The following is an 18207-nucleotide window of genomic DNA, read 5'->3' as shown; positions in this document are numbered from 1 at the left end:
GCCACGCATGGAACTCGACCACGAGTTCACCGTTCCGGTGCCGGTGGACCAGGCGTGGCGGGTGCTGCTCGACGTCGAGCGGATCGCGCCCTGCATGCCGGGGGCGACGCTGGACGCGGCCGACACCGACGAGTTCACCGGCCGCCTGAAGGTGCGTCTCGGCGCGATGACCGTGACCTACCGGGGCACGGCCCGCATCGCCTCGCGCGACGAGGAGGCCCGCACGGTCGTGATCGAGGCGTCCGGCAAGGAGGCACGGGGACCGGGCACCGCCTCCGCCACGGTCCAGGCGCAACTGCACGAGGAAGACGGCCGGACGCGCGTCACCGTGCACACCAAACTGAACGTCACCGGCCGGCCCGCGCAGTTCGGCCGGGGCATCCTCGCCGAGGTCGGCGGCAAGCTGATCGGCCGGTTCGCCGACAACCTCGCCACCGAACTGGCCGCCGAGACGGACACCGGCGCCTCCGCCGAGGCCAGGGTCGAGGAGGCGGCCGCCGGCGCGGCCACGGCCGAAGAGGCGGTCGCCGACCAGGACGCCGCCGGGGCCCCGGCGGAGAGCGCCGCTGCCACCGGGACTCCGGCGGAGAGCGGCACCGGTACCGGGTTCCCAGCGGAGTCGGCGGAAGAGGCCGCGCGCGCCCCGAAGCCGACGACGGCGGCCCGGACCGCCACGACACCGGCCCGGCGTGAGGCGGAGCCGATCGATCTGCTGGAGGTCGCCGGTCCGGCCGTCATCAAGCGGGCCGCTCCGGTCGCCGCCGCCGTGGCGGTGCTGCTGGTCCTCTGGCGTCTCATCCGGCGCCGCCGCTGATCCGGCCCGATTGCCATCGGTCGCCCTCTTGCGGCCGTGGCCGGGCAAAAAGCTCGGTAAAGGTCGCGGCAGGCGAACCGCCCTGCGGCATTCGCCCCGCTTCGCCACCGCGTTCACCGAGCGTTCGTCCCGCCGCCGGCGGGCTCAGGGCCGGGGGCCGAGGCCGTCGAGGGCGATGTCGATGAAGCGGCGCCAGTCGCCCACGGCGTTCCGGCTGATGGCGGCGACCGCTCCCGCGATCATGTAGAGGTCGGCGACGTTGGCATCGGGGCGCAGCGTGCCGTCGGACCGGCCGCGCTCCACCAACTCCGCACCGACCGCCAGCAGGTCGGCGCCGATCTGACCGCGCGGTTCGGTGTCGCCCAGGGCGGCCTCGATGGCACTGGACACCCCGCGCCCCTCCTCGTGCACCCGGCCGATGCGCGCCAGGAAGCCCGCCAGGGCCTGGCGCGTGTCGGGCAGGGGCAGGCACTCTTCACGCGCGTGCCGGAGGATCTCGGCGAAGCGCACCTCGGCGACCGCCTCGACCAGTGCCTGCCGCGTCGGGAAGTGCCGGTACACGGTGCCGACGCCGACGCCCGCCGCCCGGGCCACGTCCGCCATCTGCACCTGGTCACCGTGCTCGGCGAACAGTTCGTCGGCCGCTTGGAGCACCCGGCCGCGGTTGCGTTCGGCGTCGGCGCGAGACCTGCGAGCCGCGTTCTCTGGCATTCGGGACGTTCCTCACTCTAGACTCGATACGGAAGCGGATTCCGAATCCGCTTCCGGAAGGATAAATCATGTCCGAAGACCGCTTCATCCTGCTCGACGCCGGCGCGTCACGCCCCACCAGCATCCCCTTGCCACCGGGGACGACCGCCAAGGCGGGCGCCGCCGACACCGACGGGCGCTTCACCCTCGTCGAGAACCACGACGGCGACGCCCTGCCGCACGTCCACACCTTCGATGAGATCGTCTACGTGCTCGACGGCGAGCTGGGCGTCGAGTTCGACGGCGCGACCCACCGGCTCACCGAGGGCATGTGCGCCTTCCTGCCCCGTGGCGTCACCCACGCCGTACGGCGCCTGTCCGACGCGCCCACGCACGCGCTGCAGCTGTGCACGCCGGGCGGCTGGGACGGCCACCACGAGGACGTCGCCCCGTACGGCACGCGCTACGGCGTCGATGGGGAGATCACGGAGAACGGCGACAAGAGCCGCTTCTACGTCCTGGCGAAGGGCGAGGCGAGGCCCGGTCGGCTACGGGTGCCGCCGGCCTTCTCCTCCAAGGTCCGCTCGACCGACACCGAGGATCGGTTGTCGCTGCTGGAGATGGTCGTCGCCCAGGAGATCCCGCGCCACGTCCATCACAAGGCCGACGAGAGCATCTACGTGCTCGACGGCGAGCTCCTCGTCGAGTTCGCCGACCGGGTCCACCCGGTCACGCCCGGGCAGTTCGTGCTGCTGCCGCACGGCGTCCGGCACGCCCTGCGCCCGGGTTCGACGCCGCCTCCGCGCGTGCTACAGATCTCCTCCCCCGGCGGCTGGGAGTGCTTCGTCGAGGACCTCATCGAGGCCAGATCGCGCATCACCACCGGCGGAAGGTTCGACGCGCGCAAGCTCAACCCCATCGCCGCCAAGTACGACATCACCTACGAAGAGCCGTCCTGACGGAGTGGCTCTCCGCCAGGGCCCGGGTGCCCGCTCGGCGCGCGGCGGGGCGGTCAGCCGAGCGGGCGGACGCTGCCGATGATCTTCTGTAGCTCGGCGTCGGCCACTTGCCCGGCGCCCTGGTCCGCGATCGCGATGAAGACGATCGGAGCGCCCTGCGCCGCCGGCATCGCGACGGCGTGGACGACGCCGCCCGGCGGCTCACACCGCTTGCGGGCGCCCTTCGTCGTCGCGGTGGCCGTGGACTCGATGGCCTGAGACCCGCGCAGGGTCGCCGTCCGGTCGTTTCCCTCGACGACGGACGGTACCCGGCCCGCGGCGGTGGTGTACTCGCCGTTCGCCCACTGGTTCGCGGTCCTCCCCGCGATCCCCGTCAGCTGGTAGCTCTGGGCGGCCGACAGGGCGGAGACCGCGGCGACGCCCTTGCCGCCGGTCAGCCCTGTCTGGGCGTGGTAGTTCAGATCGGCGCCGGTGCACCCGGGATGGGGCAGCTCGGCCGTGCCGTTCATCACCTGAGAGGTGTTGCCGCTCGCGTCCGCGTACCCCAGGGTCGTGCTGGACAGCTGGACGTGCCAGCCCGGTGGCACGTCGTAAGCCACACCGTGCTCCGGCGACCGTACGAGCCGCCAGCCGGGAACGACGGGACCGGTGACCGGAGCGGGCGCGCGGGTCGTGCCCGTCCGTCCCTGCGCGTGGGCGGGATGCTGTCGGGACCCGGAGCCTTTGACGAGGAAGAAGGCGCCGCCGGCCACGAGTGCGGCCACGACGATCCCCACCGCCACGACCGGCCCGGTCCTGCGCTTCCGGGAGCGGGGGGCGTCGACCTGTGTAGCGGTCGCGGCTCCGGCGGGTCCGGCGCCGGACGGCGCGGCCGGGGGAGACAGGGTCGGCGCGAATCCGATGTCGGAGCTCTGGCCGCCCGCCTCCCCGGCACCGCCCGCCGGCCGGCGCAGCAGTTCCGCGACCGCGGTGGCGTTCGCGGGCCGGTGCGCGGGATCCTTGGCCAGCAGGGCGCGCACCAGCCCGTCGAGGTGGTCCGGAATCTCCGGGCGAATCGAGCGCGGCGGCACCGGCGACCGGCTGACATGCTGGTACATCGCGGACGCGACACCCGCGGTGTCGGCGAAGACGGGACCGCCGGTGAGCAGTTCGTACAGGACACAGCCGAAGGAGTACAGGTCGGTTCGGTGGTCGACCTGGCGGCCCTCGAACTGCTCCGGCGCCATGTAGCGGGGTGTTCCGATCGAGACGCCCGTCCCGGTGACCGTCGTGGCGTCGGCCAGCCGGGCGATCCCGAAGTCACAGATCTTGACCCGGCCGTCGTTCTGCAGGAACAGGTTGGCCGGCTTGATGTCGCGATGGACGACGCCGCGCGCGTGCGCCGCGGCGAGCGCGTCGGCGATCTGGACCCCCAGCGCGATCACCTGATCGACGGGGAGGCCGCCGGTGTGACCGGCGAGCACACTGCTCAGGTCGCTGCCCTGCAGCAGCTCCATGACGAGGAACAGCAGATGATCGTGCCGCTCGATGTCGAACATCACGGTGATGCCCGGATGCTGGAGTCCGGCCGCGATCTCGGCCTCGCGGCGGAACCGCGCGACCGCGTGCTGGTCGGACAGCAGGTGCGCCGGAAGGAACTTGACGGCGACCGGACGGCGCAGGCGCAGGTCGACGCCGCGCCATACCTCTCCCATCGCGCCCCGGCCGAGAGGGTCCTCCAACCGGTAACGACCGGCGAGCACCAGCCCCCTATGAAGCCCCGCGTCCTCCTGCATGGTCGCCTCCCCGTACGGCGATGATCACGATCGGAGATCATTCAACAACGGATCGCGCCGGAGAGTGCGGATTCGGACAATCAGCCATCGTTCCGGACTCTGGGGAGTCGTCCGCGCCTCAGCCGGTGCCGGCCGGGGCGGCGGCGCGGCCGGCGTCCTCCGGGCCGGCGTCCTCCGGGCCGGTGACGTCCTGTAGCCGGACCCGCCAGCGGCGGGCGCGTACGGCCGCCCGGACCGTCTCGGCGAGGAGCGCGAAGTCGTCGGCGCGCGGGCTCGTCGGCCGATAGGCGATCCCTATCCGGCGATACGGCGCGGGATCTTCGAACCGGGTCACGGTGAGGCGCTCGTCACGGCGCGTCTCGACCGGCAGCGCCGACTCGGGCACCAGCGTCACGCCGAGACCGCCGGACACCAGTTGGACGAGCGTCGCCAGGCTCGTCGCGTACGTGGCGTCGCCGGGCCTGGCGCCGGCCTCCCGGCAGATCTCCAGGGCCTGGTCCCGCAGGCAGTGCCCCTCGTTCAGCAGCAGTACGTCCAGGTCGCGGACCACGTCGCGGCCGACCGGCCCGGGACCCAGCCCGTACGACTCCGGCGCGAGCAGGACGAAGTCCTCCTCGTACAGCGGGATCTCGGCGAGCCCCTCATCGGCCGGCAGGGCCAGGATCGCGACCTCGAGGCGGCCGCCGCGCAGGTCCTCCACCAGGGCGGCGGTCCGCTGCTCGCGGATGGCGAGCCGCAGGTCGGGGTACCCGCGAACCAGGTCGGGCAGCACGGCCGGCAGCAGGTAGGGCGCGACGGTCGGGATGACGCCGACCTGCAACGGGCCGTTCAACGGGCGGCGCGGCGTGGACACCTCCTCGACCAGGCCGTCGAGCTCGGCCAGCACCCGCTGGGCGCGGCGCGCGACGCGCTCGCCCTCGGGGGTGAGCAGCACCCGCCGCGTGGTGCGCTCCACCAGGCGGGCGTTCAGCGTCTCCTCCAGAGCCGCCACCGCGCCGGACAGCGCGGGCTGGCTCAACCGGAGCGCCGCCGCGGCCTCCCGGAAGTGCAGGTGCTCCGCCAGGGCGAGAAACGCGCGAAGCTGGGCGACGGTCGGGCGACTGATAGTAATCTCCTATCGAAATCCTTCGGGGGAGCCGATTTCGCAGATCAACGATACCTAAGGCACCCTGGAACACATCCAACACCCGTCTGGCAAGGAGGCCAACGAGTGCTCACGGTCGGTGATCACTTCCCGGAGTACGACCTCACGGCGTGCGTCTCGCTCGACCCCGACAACGCGTTCGAGCGGATCAACCACAAGTCCTACGACGGCAAATGGCGCGTCGTGTTCTTCTGGCCCAAGGACTTCACCTTCGTCTGTCCGACGGAGATCGCGGAGTTCGGCCGGCTGAACGAGGAGTTCGCTGACCGGGACGCGCAGGTGCTCGGCGTCTCCATCGACTCGGAGTTCGTCCACTACGCCTGGCGCAAGGACCACCCGGACCTGCGCGAGCTGCCGTTCCCGATGCTGTCGGACGTCAAGCGCGAGCTGTCCGCGGAGCTCGGCGTGCTCACCGACGAGGGCGTGGCCCAGCGCGCGACCTTCATCGTCGACCCGAACAACGAGATCCAGTTCACGATGGTGACCGCGGGCTCGGTCGGCCGCAACGTCAAGGAGGTCCTGCGGGTCCTCGACGCGCTGCAGTCCGACGAGCTCTGCCCCTGCAACTGGAACAAGGGCGAGTCCACGCTCGACGCCAAGAAGCTGATGGCGGGCGCCTGATCGACCGCCTCATCGCCGGCCGGCCGCTGGTACTGCGGCCGGCCGGTCCGATTCATCCCCCGCCTGAAGGCGGGGTCTCCTCGGAGGTAACCAATGAGTGGTGTCGACACCCTGAAGAGCGCCCTGCCGGCGTACGCCAAGGACCTCAAGCTGAACCTCGGATCGGTGACGTCCACGTCGCAGCTGTCGGAGCAGCAGCTGTGGGGCGCCGTCCTGGCCGCCGCGCTGGCGACCCGCAGCCCGCAGGTCATCACGGCGCTGTCGGAGGACGCCGCCGACCACCTGTCCGCGGAGGCGTTCCAGGCGGCCAAGGCCGCCGCGGCCATCATGGCGATGAACAACGTCTACTACCGCGCGACGCACCTGCTCGAGGACGAGACCTACTCGACGCTGCCGGCGAAGCTGCGGATGAGCGTGATCGGCAACCCGGGCGTCGAGAAGGCCGACTTCGAGCTGTGGTGCCTCGTCGTGTCGGCGATCAACGGCTGCGGCCGGTGCCTGGACTCCCACGAGAAGACGCTGCGCGAGCAGGGCCTGTCGCGGGAGCTCGTGCAGGAGGGCCTGCGTATCGCCGCCGTCGTGAACGGGGTCGCCGCCACCCTCGACGCCGAGGGCGTGCTCACCCCGGCGTGACCCGCGCCCCAGCCCGGTCGGCGAGCGCCGCGCCGGGCCGGGGACACGGCCTGGGAGTCACTCCCACTCGATGGTGCCCGGCGGCTTGCTGGTGATGTCGACGACCACGCGGTTGACCTCGGCCACCTCGTTGGTGATCCGCGTGGACATGCGCTGCAGCACGTCGTACGGCAGCCGCGCCCAGTCGGCCGTCATGGCGTCCTCGCTGGTCACCGGGCGCAGCACGACGGGGTGGCCGTACGTGCGGCCGTCGCCCTGCACCCCCACCGAGCGGACGTCGGCGAGCAGCACGACCGGGAACTGCCAGATGTCGCGGTCGAGGCCGGCGCGCGTGAGCTCCTCGCGGGCGATCGCGTCGGCCTCACGGAGCACCTCGAGGCGGTCGCGGGTCACGGCGCCGATGATCCGGATGCCCAGACCCGGGCCGGGGAACGGCTGCCGCCACACGATCTCGGCCGGCAGGCCGAGCTCCTCGCCCAGCCGGCGCACCTCGTCCTTGAACAGCGTGCGCAGCGGCTCCACCAGCGAGAACTGAAGATCCTCGGGGAGCCCGCCGACGTTGTGGTGGGACTTGATGTTGGCCGCGCCGGTGCCGCCGCCGGACTCGACGACGTCCGGGTAGAGGGTGCCCTGCACGAGGAACTCGACGGCCTCGCCGTGCTCCTCGACGACCTCGCGGGCGGCCTCCTCGAAGACCCGGATGAACTCCCGACCAATGATCTTGCGCTTGGTCTCCGGGTCGGTGACGCCCTCCAGCGCGCCGAGGAACCGGTCGGCCGCGTCGACGACCTTCAGGTCGACGCCGGTCGCGGCGACGAAGTCCTTCTCGACCTGCTCGGCCTCGCCCTTGCGCAGCAGCCCGTGGTCGACGAACACGCAGGTCAGCCGCGAGCCGATGGCCCGCTGCACGAGGGCGGCGGCCACGGCGGAGTCGACGCCCCCGGACAGCCCGCAGATCGCCCGCTTGTCGCCGACCTGGGCGCGTACGGCCTCGATCGACTCCTCGACGATGTTGACCATCGTCCAGGACGGCCGGCAGCCCGCCGCCTCCAGGAACTGCCTGAGCACCTGCAGGCCGTGCTCGGTGTGCATCACCTCGGGGTGGAACTGCACGCCGTAGAGCCCGCGGGCGGCGTCCTCCATGGCGGCGACCGGGGCACTCGCGGTGCTGGCGGTCACGATGAAGCCGGTCGGGGCGACGCTGCACGTGACGCGGTGCGACATCCACACCGACTGCTCGGTGGGCAGCCCCGCCAGGAGCCGGCCCTGGTCGAGCACCGTGAGCGGCGTCGCGCCGTACTCGGCGATGTCGGAGTTGGCGACCGTGCCGCCGAGCTCCTTGGCCATCGCCTGGAAGCCGTAGCAGATGCCCAGGGTGGGCACTCCGGCGTCGAACAGGCCGGTGGGCACGGCCGGCGCGCCCGGTTCGTACACCGACGCGGGACCGCCGGACAAGATGATCGCCTTTGGCCGTTTGGCCAGCATCTCCTCGACCGGCATGGTCGAGGGCACGATCTCGCTGAACACGTGGCACTCGCGCACGCGACGGGCGATGAGCTGCGCGTACTGCGCGCCGAAGTCGACAACGAGGACCGTGTCGAAGGACTGCTCGACTGACTCGACGGACACCGAGAACGCCTTTCGGAAGTTCGGGATGTCCCCAGTCTAGGGGCCTACTGCCTGCGCGAACGCCGCCACCGTCGGACCAACGCCCCATACTGACCGCGTGAACCCTTCCGACGGCATCGTCGCCGAGCTGCGCACCCTCGGGAATCCCGCCCGCGCCGAGCAGGAGAAGCGCTATCTGAAGAGCGACCTGCTGCACCTCGGTGTCCCGGTTCCCGCCATCCGCAAGGTCGCCGTCCGCGCCGCCGCCGGAAGATCCCGGGAACAGACCCTGGCCCTCGCCCGCGACCTCTGGCACGAGCCCGTGCACGAGTCCCGGATGGCCGCCGTCGAGGTCCTGGTCCGCAACTGGGCGCTGCTGAAGGCGAGGGATCTGCCGATCATCGAGCAGATGATCCGTGAGTCGCACACCTGGGCGTACGTCGACGTCCTCGCCATCAAGGTCGTCGGCCTCCTCATCTGGCGGTACCCGCGGCTGGCCATGACGCTCGATCTGTGGTCGGGCGATGACAACCTCTGGATCCGGCGGACCGCGCTGCTCGCCCTGATCCGGGGCATCCGTACCGGCGAGGCCGACCTGACCCGCCTGTCGGAGTACGGGGACGCGCTCATCGAGGAGCGGGAGTTCTTCATCCGCAAGGCGCTGGGCTGGGTCCTGCGCGAGCTGTCCAAGCGGGACCCCGGCTGGGTGACCTCCTGGGTCCGTGGGCGTACCGACCGGATCTCCGGCGTCACCTTCCGCGAGGCCGTCCGCCACCTCCCGGCCGAGGACCGCGAGTCCCTCCTGACCGCCTACCGATCCTGACGTGGTTCGGCAGGTCTTCGCCGTCGCCATCGACGGGCACAGCAGGGCGATCAGGAGTCCATGGCGACGGCGATGCGGTACGTCCGGCCGCTACTTACATGCCTCCGCCATGTGGACGATCGCGTAGGCGGCCTGCATGTACTTGTTGCGGCCCATGTCGCCGATCGTCTTGATGCCGAACGCCTTCTTCAGCATCTCCGCGTCACTCTCGCTGACGCCGGCCAGAGCCTCCACCGGGGCGTCGACCAGCTTCTTCATGTCCATGTCCTCGTAGTTCCGGTCCAGCACCTTGTTCATGTCCATCGAAATGGCCATCGTCCAACACCTCCGCGTAGTCTGATTACGTAGCGTGCGTATCGCATCGCAGTACGCAACCTTCCCCAGAGCCGCCATTCGGGCACGCCACCCCGAGAAGATCCTTCTTGGACATCTCCCGCGACAACCGCACAGAGGCGTCGGTCAGGCGGGGGTGATGGGGAGGTGGAGGGCGGCGGGGGCGTCGGCGGGGACGGCCGGGTTCTTCGGGGCCACGGGGGTGATGCGCGTGTACGCCGCGCAGAGGTCCGGACGGGGGTCCGGTTCGCCGCAGTTGGGCCAGAGGGCCATGGCCCGCTCGGCCTGGGCGGTGATGGTGAGGGAGGGGTTCACGCCGAGGTTGGCCGAGACAGTGGACCCGTCCACGACGTGCAGGCCGGAGTGGCCGTACACGCGGTGGTACGGGTCGATGACGCCCTCCTCCGGCGAGTTCCCGATCGTGCAGCCGCCGATGAAGTGCGCGGTGGTCGGGATGTTGAACAGGTCGAGCCAGGTGCCGCCCGGGAAGCCGCCCATCTCCTCGGCGAGCATCCGGACCGCGCGGTGCGCCTGGGGGATCCAGGTCGGACTCGGCTCGCCGTGACCGCGGCGGGCCCGCAGGCCGCGGCCGGACGGCGACGGCTCGACCGTGATCGAGTTGTCGTTGGTCTGCATGACCAGCGCGATGATCGTGCGCCGTGACCAGTTGCGCAGGTTCGGCAGCCGGACGAGGTCCCACGGGTGCGTGACCAACTGCCCGAGGAACCTGACCCAGCGGGGCACGCGGCCGCCGCCGTCGATGAGCAGGGAGCGGAGGCCGCCCATGGCGTTCGAGCCGGGGCCGTACCGGGTCGGTTCGATGTGGGTGTGCTCGTCCGGGTGGAACGACGAGGTGATGGCCAGCCCGCGCGAGTGGTCCTCGCCCTTGCTCCGGAACCGTTCGATGCCGAGGATCGCCTCGGAGTTGGTCCGGGTCCGTACGCCGAGGCGGTCGGACAGGTGCGGCAGCGTGCCGGAGTTCTTCATCCGGTGCAGCAGGCGCTGGGTGCCGTACGTGCCGGCGGAGAGGACGACCTGCTCGGCGGTGAGCGTGCGCCGCCAGCGCGCGCCGCGCCGTCCGGTCCGCGTCACCTCGACGTCGTACCCGCCGCCGGGGCGGGGCCGCACGGCGGTGACGGTCGCCATGGAGATGATCTTCGCGCCGGCGTGTTCGGCCAGGTAGAGGTAGTTCTCGGTGAGCATGTTCTTGGCGCCGACGCGGCAGCCGGTCATGCACGAGCCGCACTCGGTGCAGGTCGTGCGGCGCGGTCCGGCACCGCCGAAGTACGGGTCGTCGACGGCCTCGCCCTGCTCCGCGCCGAACAGGACGCCCACCGGGGTGAGGTGGAACGTCTCGCCGCGGCCCATGCGGTCGGCGACCCGTTTGATCGCCCGGTCGGCGGGGGTCATGGTCGGGTTGACACGGACGCCCAGCATCCGCTTGGCCTGCGCGTAGTACGGCCGCAGCTCGGCCTTCCAGTCGGTGATGTGCCGCCACTGCGGGTCGTCGAAGAACGGCTGCGGCGGCTCGTACAGCGTGTTCGCGTAGACGAGCGAGCCGCCGCCGACCCCCGCCCCGGCGAGCACGAGGACGCGGGAGCCCCGCTCGCCGCGCAGCAGGTGGATGCGCTGGATGCCGGTCATCCCGAGGCCGGGCGCCCAGAGGTAGCGGCGGGTGCGCCAAGACGTCTTCGGCAGGTCCTGGTGGCGCCGGCCGGGCGGGCCGTCGGGGTCGTCGAAGCGACGCCCGGCCTCGAGCACGCCGACGCGGTACCCCTTCTCGGTGAGGCGGAGGGCGGTGACGCTGCCGCCGAAGCCCGATCCGATGACCAGGACGTCGTAGTCCATGCGTGCGCTCCTACCTGAGGCGAAGGCGTTTCAGCAGTTTCTGACCGTTCGCGAGCAGGGCGGCGTACGTCTCGTACGACATGCCGAGGACCGGCTCGAAGCCGAAGCCGTGCTGGCTGGCGACCGTCTGGGCCTCGGTGTAGCGGAGCAGTCCCTCGGCGCCGTGCCGGCGGCCCACCCCGGATTCCTTCATCCCGCCCATGGGCGCGTCGTAGGAGCCGTACGCGGCGGCGTACCCCTCGTTGATGTTCACGGTGCCGGCCTTGATCCGGGCGGCCAGCCGGCGGCCCCGCCCGACGTCGCGGGTCCACACACTGGCGTTGAGCCCGTACGGCGTGCCGTTCGCCAGGCGCACCGCCTCATCGTCGGAGGAGAACGGGTACAGCGCGACGACCGGGCCGAACGTCTCGCCCGCGCACAGCTCCATCTCCGGCGAGACGTTCTCCAGGACGGTCGGTTCGAAGAAGTACGGCCCGACGCCGGGGCGCGGCCGGCCGCCGGCGAGGATCCGCGCGCCCTTCGCCACGGCGTCCTCCACGTGCCGGGTGACGGTGTCGAGCTGGCGCTGGGAGGTGAGCGAGCCCATGTCCGCGTCGAATCCGGCGCCCAGCCGCATGTTCTTGACCCGATGCACGAAGCGCTCGGCGAACCGGTCGTAGATCTTCTCGTCGACGTAGAGGCGTTCGATCGAGATGCACAGCTGGCCGGCGTTGGTGAAGCAGGCGCGCAGGGCGCCCTGCGCGGCCCGGTCGACGTCGGCGTCGTCGAGCACCAGCATGGGGTTCTTACCGCCGAGTTCGAGCGAGTAGCCGATCAGCCGGTTCGCGGCCTTGTCCGCGATGACCCGGCCGCCGCGGGTCGAGCCGGTGAAGGCGACGTAGTCGGCGCCCTCGATCAGCGGGTCGCCGATCCGCTCGGGCTCGCCGATCACCACCTGCCACAGCTCTTCGGGCAGTCCGCACTCGATGAGCAGGTCGAGCGCCCACAGGGTGGACAGCGCGGTCTGGGTGTCCGGCTTGTGGACGACCGCGTTGCCGGCGAGCAGGGCGGGTACGGCGTCGGTCAGGCCGAGGGCGAGGGGGTAGTTCCACGGCGAGATGACCCCGACGACGCCCTTGGGATGACGCAGCTCGATGACGCGGGTGGCGGCGGGCATGATGCCCTGGCGGCGGCGCGGCCGCAGCAGGCCCGGCGCCCGGCGCGCGTGGTAGAGCGTGCTGCCCGCGGCGTCGAGGACCTCCTCGAAGGCGTGCCGGCGGGCCTTGCCGGTCTCGAGCTGGACGAGGTCGAGGATGTCCGCGCGGCGGTCGAGGATCGCGTCGTGGAACCGCAGGAACGGCTCGGCGCGCCGGGCCGGGGACAGCCGCGCCCACGACTCCTGGGCGACGCGGGCGCGCTCGTACGCGGCGGTGACGTCCGCACCGGTCGAGACGGGCAGCGTGGCGACCGGCTCTCCGGTGAACGGCGCGGCGATCCGGACCGTCGCGCCACTGGAGGCGACGCGGGAGGTGAGCCGCTCGACCACCTCCGCGGGCAGGTCGGGAACGGTGACGCGCGCGTCGATGGACGCCGCTGCGGGTGCGTTCATGCACGGAACTCTAAGACGCGAGTCCTCCTCATGGCTACTACCCAGTAATGATTCGCCTGCGTGGTCAGCACCACATCTCCTGTCCTCAATGCCATTTCCGTGCGTTCCGGAGTCACCTTGTTCTGCATTTGCTGGCTCGGATTGCGGTACACGGTGTATTCCGGAGAGTGACGTGAGGAACCGTCGAGACGAGGGGGCAGAATGATCTCCGGCCCGGACCGGTCCGCCGGCAATGAAGAGGTCCGCACACCCCGGCAGGAACGGCGGGCCCAGACCCGGGCCGCTCTCCTGGACGCGGCGGAGCGGTTGTGGGCGGAGCGGGGGATCCGCGGAGCCTCGCTCGACGAGATCGCCGGCCAGGCCGGGCTCACGAAGGGCGCGGTCTACTCCAACTTCGCCGGCAAGTCGGACCTGGTCCTCGCCCTGCTGGAGCGCTACACCCAGGCCGAGCCCGGCCTCGGCACCTGCCCCGCCCTGCGCGACTCAGAGCGCTCGCCGGACGAGCGGTCCGCCGACATCGGACGGCACTACGTGGAGCGGATGTCGGACGAGGAGACCCGGATGCGGGCGCTCCTGCTGGTCGAGCTGTGGCTGTTCGGGATGCGCGACTTCTCGGCGGGCTGGCGGATCGCCGACTGGTACCACGCCCGCCGCGAGGAGATCGCCGCCGGCCTGTCCACCGGCTCGTCGGAGATATCCCCCGAGGACCGGGCCTCGCTCGCCATGGCGATCGAGTTCGGGCTGGCGCTGCAGCACCTGCTCGACCCCGACCGGGTGCCGGCCGAGCTGTACGGCCCCGGCGTCGGCCTCCTCCTGGGCTCGTCCCTGGAGTGACGCACGCCCCGGGCCGTACGTCGGGTGTGGCCACCCGCGACGGCCCGGGGCCCGGCGTCAGTTGTCGCTCTCGGCGGTGTCGTCGGCGTAGTCCGGCTCCACGACGCCGGACGCCTTCATCCCGGCGTCGGCGGACGTGATGGCCTTGCCGCGCCCGAAGACCGTGCCGAAGTTCGCGACGTAGCTCTTCTCCAGGGCGGCGTCGGCGATGGTGATCATCGCCTCGTCGTGGGCGTGGAAGCCGGGGTCGGTGTAGTTGCTGCTGCCGGTGAACACGACCTTCTGCGTCTTGCCCTGGTAGCGGCCGTCGAGCAGCAGGTACTTAGAGTGCTCGTACGCGTGGCCGTTCTCCGGCAGGTACCGCACCTCGGGACCGCCGTGGCGGCCGCCCTTCTTCGTCAGGTCCCGCAGGGCCGACTGGCCCACGTGCCCGAACACGACCTGGACCCGGCACCCGGCGTCGTCCAGCTTCCAGAGGCGCTGCGCGATCGGCCGCCAGGTGAAGTGGCCCATGACGATCCGGAGGCGGGTGCCGCCGGTGCATGACACCTTGTCCAGCGCCTGGCTGACCGGGTCGCCCGTCGACCAGGGGAAGAAGTCCATCCGGTACTTTCCGGCGCGGACGGTCCGGTGGTAATTGCCGGTGTGGTGCTGCTTCGCGAGGTCGTAGAAGTAGCGCCGGTAGGCCGCGTACACGCTCGCGCTCTTCAGCGTCAGCGCGTCGTTGTACTGCAGGTCCCGCGCGTTGTACGTGGCGTTCGCCGAGGTCTGGACCACGACCTTCTTCGACTTACGCGTGGTGGAGAAGAGGAAGAACTTGTTGTGGTTGAACTGCGGCCCGATGCAGCCCCGCCCCTTCGCGCACAGGGTGACCCAGGAGGACTTCTTCCGGTTCGTGCCCAGCGCCTTCTTCAGCGTCTTGTACGCCTTGTAGCCCGCGGACTCATTGTCCAGGACCACCCGTACGTTGACCTTTCGCTTCTTCGCCTTGACGAGCTGCGTGGCCAGGTCCTGCGTGGAGAAGTGGTACATCGCGACGTAGATGACCGCGCCCTTGGGCGCGCCGGCGATGAGCTGGGCGACCTGGGTCGCGATCGCGTGCTGCTTGGTCTTGCTGCCCGTCGGGGAGTTGAAGACCGGACCGGTCCGTACGCTCACCTTCTTCTTCTTGGCCTGGGCGCCGAGCAGTTCGGTCTCACTGAGCGCCTGCGCGTCGATGCCGGACCCGACCGCCCGTACGGCGGCGGCCGCGCGCCCGTGCGTGGAAGGGGCGGCGTCACCCTCCGCCGCGATTCCGGCGACCAGCAGGCCGGTCGTCAGTACTGCCACCGTGCGCGTCAGCGACCTTGCCACGCGGACTCCTGTCCAAGCCGGATTTTTCGGGCATTAGCACCATTAGCCCGGAAACCCTACAGGAGTCACTGCTGTCAAAAGCCGACATATGCCGATATTCAGCGAGGATTGGGCGGCCGGAACCGGCCGCCGAAATGTCAGGCGTTGAGGTAAACCTCAGGGAGTGGCGATCGGGACGATGTCCGGTGCCCCGCGACGGGTCGCGTCGGCGTCCTGGTCGTCCACCTGCGCCTGGGAGTCGCGCTCCGCCTCGACGCGCTTGTGGTAGTACTCGATCTCCCGCTCGGTCTGCTCCGTCGACCAGCCCAGCTCGGGCGCGAGCAGTTCGGCGGCCTCGCGCGCCGCGCCGATTCCCCGGTCCCACGTCTCGATCGCGATCCGCGTCCGCCGGGTCAGCACGTCGTTGAGGTGCCGGGCGCCCTCGTGGGTCGCGGCGTACACGACCTCGGCGCGCAGGTAGTCGTCGGCGCCCTCGAGCGGCCTGCCGAGGTCCGGGCGCTCCTCGATCAGCGCGAGCAGGTCCTCCGTCAGCGTGCCGTAGCGCCGCAGCAGATGCTCGACGCGCGCCACGTGCACCCCCGAAGACTCCGCCAGGCGGTGACGGGCGTTCCACGCCGCCTGGAAGCCGTTGCCGCCGACCAGGGCGATCTGGTCCGTGCAGGACTCCGGGACCTTGCCGTCCAGCCCGTGCGCGACCGCGTCCACGGCGTCCTTGGCCATCACCCGGTAGGTGGTGTACTTGCCGCCGGCGATCACGACCAGGCCCGGCACCGGGTGTGCGACCACGTGCTCGCGGGACAGCTTCGAGGTCTCCTCCGACTCGCCCGACAGCAGCGGGCGCAGCCCGGCGTACACCCCTTCGACGTCGTCATGGGTGAGGGGCGTGTTCAGCACGGCGTTGACGTGCTCGAGGACGTAGTCGATGTCGGCCCTGGACGCGGCCGGGTGGTCCTTGTTCAGGTCCCAGGCCGTGTCGGTCGTGCCGATGATCCAATGCCGGCCCCACGGGATGACGAACAGCACCGACTTCTCCGTGCGCAGGATCACCCCGCTGGAGGAGTGGATGCGGTCCCGGGGCACCACCAGGTGCACGCCCTTGGACGCGCGAACGTGGATCTGACCGCGCCCGCCGACGAGCTCCTGGATGTCGTCGGTCCACACCCCGGTCGCGTTGACGACCTGCTTGGCGCGCACCTCGAGCTGCCGGTCCGACTCCAGGTCCCGCACGCGTACGCCGGTCACCCGCTCGCCCTCGCGCAGAAAGCCCACGGCCTGCGTGCGGGAGGCGATCTGCGCGCCGTACGCCGCCGCCGTGCGCAGCGCCATCATGACGTAACGGGCGTCGTCCACCTGGGCGTCCCAGTACTGGATCGCGCCGACGAAGGAGTCCCGGCGCAGCGACGGGGCGATGCGCAGCGCCTGGGTACGCGTCAGGTGCCGGTGATGGGGCACGCCACGGTCCTGCCCCATCGAGAGCGACAGCGCGTCGTACAGGGCCACGCCCGCCCCGATGTAGGCGCGCTCCCACACGTGGTGGGTCATCGGGAACAGGAACGGCACGGGACGTACGAGGTGCGGCGCGATCCGGCCGAGCAGCAGCCCGCGCTCGGTCAGCGCCTCGCGGACCAGCTCGAAGTCGCGCTGCTCGAGGTAGCGCAGGCCCCCGTGGATCAGCTTGGACGACCGGGAGGAGGTGCCGGCGGCGAAGTCACGGGCCTCCACCAGCGCCACGCTCAGGCCCCGGGTCGCGGCGTCCAGGGCCACGCCGGCACCGACGATCCCGCCGCCGACGACGACGACGTCGAACTCCTCGCCGCCGCCGATCCGGTCCAGCGCCGCCGCGCGCTCGGCCGGGCCGAGGCGCGACCGGTTCACCTGGTTCTCAGAGTCCTCAACCGCCATGCCCTACTCCCTCGACGTCTGCGTCACCACGCTACGTCGGTACCCCGGCCGTCACAAAACACTTACCGGCCGACGCACTGGGTCAAAGGGACGGATGTGAGCTTCGGCACGCGGCTCCGTGCGGAAGGCTCAGTGCGGCGCCACCACGACCTGGACGCGCTGGAACTCCTTGAGGTCGGAGTAGCCCGCGGTGGCCATGGCCCGGCGGAGCGCGCCGATGAGGTTCATCGAGCCGTCGGCGACGTTCGACGGGCCGTACAGGATCTGCTCCAGCGTGCCGATCGACCCGAGTTCGACGCGCTTGCCGCGCGGCAGCTCCTCGTGGTGCGCCTCGCTGCCCCAGTGGTAGCCCCGGCCGGGGGCCTCCGTCGACCGCGCGAACGGCGACCCGACCATCACCGCGTCAGCGCCGACCGCGAGGGCCTTGGCGATGTCACCGGACTGGCGCATGCCGCCGTCCGCGATGACGTGGACGTACCGGCCGCCGGACTCGTCGAGGTAGTCGCGGCGGGCCGCCGCGACGTCGGAGACGGCCGTCGCCATCGGCACCGCGACGCCGAGGACCGTACGGGTCGTGTGGCCCGAACCGCCGCCGAACCCGACGAGGACGCCGGCCGCGCCGGTGCGCATGAGGTGCAGGGCCGCGGTGTACGTGGCGCAGCCACCGACGATCACCGGGACGTCGAGGTCGTAGATGAACTGCTTGAGGTTCAGCGGCTCGGCCCGCCCGGAGACGTGCTCGGCGCTGACCGTCGTGCCGCGGATCACGAACAGGTCGACCCCGGCGTCGATGACCGCCTTGTGGTACTGCGCCGTGCGCTGCGGCGACAGTCGCGCCGCGACCGTCACGCCCGCGTCCCGGATCTCCTCGATGCGCCGCCCGATCAGCTCCTCCTTGATCGGCTCGGCGTACAGCTCCTGCAGCCGCCGCGTCGCGGTGGCGTCGTCCAGCGAGGCGATCTCGGCCAGCAGGGAGTCGGGGTTCTCGTACCGGGTCCACAGCCCCTCGAGGTCGAGCACGCCCAGGCCGCCGAGGCGCCCGATGGCGATCGCCGTCGCCGGGCTGACCACGCTGTCCATCGGGGCGACGACCAGCGGCATCTCGAAGCGGTACGCGTCGATCTGCCAGGCGACGCTGACCTCCTCCGGATCCCGGGTGCGCCGCGACGGGACGATGCCGATCTCGTCGAGCGCGTACGCCCGACGGCCGCTCTTGCCCCGCCCGATCTCGACCTCAGCCATGTACGTCCTCTCCCATGCGCCGGCCGTGACCGCAGCGGGC

16 protein-coding genes are annotated in these 18207 nt (G+C 71.3%); 6 read left to right on the top strand and 10 right to left on the bottom strand.

What is annotated here, in order from left to right; genetic code table 11:
* The first annotated feature begins 7 nt into the window (after positions 1 to 7).
* Positions 8 to 814, top strand: coding sequence for an SRPBCC family protein (locus ABD978_RS11945; RefSeq protein ID WP_345353015.1), 807 nt, complete (start codon positions 8 to 10; stop codon positions 812 to 814).
* A gap of 144 nt (positions 815 to 958) precedes the next feature.
* Here the strand turns inward: ABD978_RS11945 and ABD978_RS11940 are convergent, their stop codons facing one another.
* Positions 959 to 1525: a TetR/AcrR family transcriptional regulator gene (locus tag ABD978_RS11940; RefSeq protein ID WP_345353013.1), complete on the bottom strand. Its 567-nt coding sequence runs from the start codon at positions 1523 to 1525 to the stop codon at positions 959 to 961.
* A 68-nt stretch (positions 1526 to 1593) separates the two neighbouring features.
* On the opposite strand from ABD978_RS11940, the gene ABD978_RS11935 reads away from it, so the two are divergent.
* Positions 1594 to 2463, top strand: a complete 870-nt coding sequence (locus ABD978_RS11935) for a cupin domain-containing protein (protein ID WP_345353011.1) — start codon at positions 1594 to 1596, stop codon at positions 2461 to 2463.
* A gap of 53 nt (positions 2464 to 2516) precedes the next feature.
* Here the strand turns inward: ABD978_RS11935 and ABD978_RS11930 are convergent, their stop codons facing one another.
* Together ABD978_RS11930 and ABD978_RS11925 are read right to left on the bottom strand one after the other, a co-directional pair.
* Positions 2517 to 4238 (bottom strand): serine/threonine-protein kinase, encoded by a 1722-nt coding sequence (locus ABD978_RS11930; protein ID WP_345353009.1) that lies wholly within the window; start codon positions 4236 to 4238, stop codon positions 2517 to 2519.
* Positions 4239 to 4356: 118 nt separating this feature from the next.
* Positions 4357 to 5343, bottom strand: a complete 987-nt coding sequence (locus ABD978_RS11925) for a hydrogen peroxide-inducible genes activator (RefSeq protein WP_345353685.1) — start codon at positions 5341 to 5343, stop codon at positions 4357 to 4359.
* 105 nt (positions 5344 to 5448) lie between these two features.
* Here ABD978_RS11925 and ABD978_RS11920 point away from each other — a divergent pair, with 105 nt between their 5' ends.
* On the top strand, positions 5449 to 6003 hold the full coding sequence (locus ABD978_RS11920; protein WP_345353007.1) for a peroxiredoxin: 555 nt from the start codon (positions 5449 to 5451) through the stop codon (positions 6001 to 6003).
* A 93-nt stretch (positions 6004 to 6096) separates the two neighbouring features.
* On the top strand, positions 6097 to 6636 hold the full coding sequence (ahpD, locus tag ABD978_RS11915) for an alkylhydroperoxidase, AhpD family (RefSeq protein ID WP_345353005.1): 540 nt from the start codon (positions 6097 to 6099) through the stop codon (positions 6634 to 6636).
* A 57-nt stretch (positions 6637 to 6693) separates the two neighbouring features.
* On the opposite strand, the gene guaA is transcribed toward ahpD, so the two are convergent.
* A complete protein-coding gene (gene guaA, locus ABD978_RS11910) occupies positions 6694 to 8265 on the bottom strand; it encodes a glutamine-hydrolyzing GMP synthase (RefSeq protein WP_345353003.1) in 1572 nt (523 codons plus the stop codon).
* 97 nt (positions 8266 to 8362) lie between these two features.
* Between guaA and ABD978_RS11905 the strand changes: the two genes are divergently transcribed.
* Positions 8363 to 9067 carry a DNA alkylation repair protein gene (locus ABD978_RS11905; RefSeq protein WP_345353002.1) on the top strand — a complete coding sequence of 235 codons (705 nt, stop codon included), beginning with the start codon at positions 8363 to 8365 and terminating at the stop codon, positions 9065 to 9067.
* 90 nt (positions 9068 to 9157) lie between these two features.
* Here the strand turns inward: ABD978_RS11905 and ABD978_RS11900 are convergent, their stop codons facing one another.
* From ABD978_RS11900 to ABD978_RS11890, 3 genes are all read right to left on the bottom strand, one after another.
* On the bottom strand, positions 9158 to 9382 hold the full coding sequence (locus ABD978_RS11900; RefSeq protein ID WP_345353000.1) for a hypothetical protein: 225 nt from the start codon (positions 9380 to 9382) through the stop codon (positions 9158 to 9160).
* A 144-nt stretch (positions 9383 to 9526) separates the two neighbouring features.
* Positions 9527 to 11248: a GMC oxidoreductase gene (locus ABD978_RS11895; protein WP_345352998.1), complete on the bottom strand. Its 1722-nt coding sequence runs from the start codon at positions 11246 to 11248 to the stop codon at positions 9527 to 9529.
* 10 nt (positions 11249 to 11258) lie between these two features.
* Complete coding sequence (locus tag ABD978_RS11890) at positions 11259 to 12836, bottom strand: succinic semialdehyde dehydrogenase (protein ID WP_345352996.1); 1578 nt, start codon at positions 12834 to 12836, stop codon at positions 11259 to 11261.
* Positions 12837 to 13037: 201 nt separating this feature from the next.
* On the opposite strand from ABD978_RS11890, the gene ABD978_RS11885 reads away from it, so the two are divergent.
* Positions 13038 to 13670, top strand: a complete 633-nt coding sequence (locus tag ABD978_RS11885) for a TetR family transcriptional regulator (protein ID WP_345352994.1) — start codon at positions 13038 to 13040, stop codon at positions 13668 to 13670.
* Between the two features lie 57 nt (positions 13671 to 13727).
* On the opposite strand, the gene ABD978_RS11880 is transcribed toward ABD978_RS11885, so the two are convergent.
* The 3 genes from ABD978_RS11880 to ABD978_RS11870 form a co-directional block, all read right to left on the bottom strand.
* Entirely contained in the window at positions 13728 to 15023 is a 1296-nt protein-coding gene (locus ABD978_RS11880; RefSeq protein ID WP_345352992.1) for a phospholipase D-like domain-containing protein, read from the bottom strand.
* A 156-nt stretch (positions 15024 to 15179) separates the two neighbouring features.
* Positions 15180 to 16925 carry a glycerol-3-phosphate dehydrogenase gene (glpD, locus tag ABD978_RS11875; RefSeq protein ID WP_345352990.1) on the bottom strand — a complete coding sequence of 582 codons (1746 nt, stop codon included), beginning with the start codon at positions 16923 to 16925 and terminating at the stop codon, positions 15180 to 15182.
* Between the two features lie 129 nt (positions 16926 to 17054).
* Entirely contained in the window at positions 17055 to 18167 is a 1113-nt protein-coding gene (locus tag ABD978_RS11870; RefSeq protein WP_345352988.1) for a GuaB3 family IMP dehydrogenase-related protein, read from the bottom strand.
* Positions 18168 to 18207: the final 40 nt, after the last annotated feature.

Source organism: Actinoallomurus liliacearum, from assembly GCF_039542035.1.
Taxonomy (GTDB): domain Bacteria; phylum Actinomycetota; class Actinomycetes; order Streptosporangiales; family Streptosporangiaceae; genus Actinoallomurus; species Actinoallomurus liliacearum.
The sequence above is the reverse complement of the archived record's forward strand: the minus strand, read 5'-3'. Positions and strand labels throughout refer to the sequence as shown.

What these genes read in the sequence shown, in the direction of transcription:
- ABD978_RS11940 (WP_345353013.1), bottom strand. Translation starts at nt 1,525, where the DNA reads ATGCCAGAGAACGCGGCTCGCAGGTCTCGCGCCGACGCCGAACGCAAC.
- glpD (WP_345352990.1), bottom strand. Translation starts at nt 16,925, where the DNA reads ATGGCGGTTGAGGACTCTGAGAACCAGGTGAACCGGTCGCGCCTCGGC.
- ABD978_RS11935 (WP_345353011.1), top strand. Translation starts at nt 1,594, where the DNA reads ATGTCCGAAGACCGCTTCATCCTGCTCGACGCCGGCGCGTCACGCCCC.
- ABD978_RS11900 (WP_345353000.1), bottom strand. Translation starts at nt 9,382, where the DNA reads ATGGCCATTTCGATGGACATGAACAAGGTGCTGGACCGGAACTACGAG.
- ABD978_RS11895 (WP_345352998.1), bottom strand. Translation starts at nt 11,248, where the DNA reads ATGGACTACGACGTCCTGGTCATCGGATCGGGCTTCGGCGGCAGCGTC.
- ABD978_RS11930 (WP_345353009.1), bottom strand. Translation starts at nt 4,238, where the DNA reads ATGCAGGAGGACGCGGGGCTTCATAGGGGGCTGGTGCTCGCCGGTCGT.
- ABD978_RS11890 (WP_345352996.1), bottom strand. Translation starts at nt 12,836, where the DNA reads ATGAACGCACCCGCAGCGGCGTCCATCGACGCGCGCGTCACCGTTCCC.
- ahpD (WP_345353005.1), top strand. Translation starts at nt 6,097, where the DNA reads ATGAGTGGTGTCGACACCCTGAAGAGCGCCCTGCCGGCGTACGCCAAG.
- ABD978_RS11885 (WP_345352994.1), top strand. Translation starts at nt 13,038, where the DNA reads ATGATCTCCGGCCCGGACCGGTCCGCCGGCAATGAAGAGGTCCGCACA.
- ABD978_RS11870 (WP_345352988.1), bottom strand. Translation starts at nt 18,167, where the DNA reads ATGGCTGAGGTCGAGATCGGGCGGGGCAAGAGCGGCCGTCGGGCGTAC.
- ABD978_RS11945 (WP_345353015.1), top strand. Translation starts at nt 8, where the DNA reads ATGGAACTCGACCACGAGTTCACCGTTCCGGTGCCGGTGGACCAGGCG.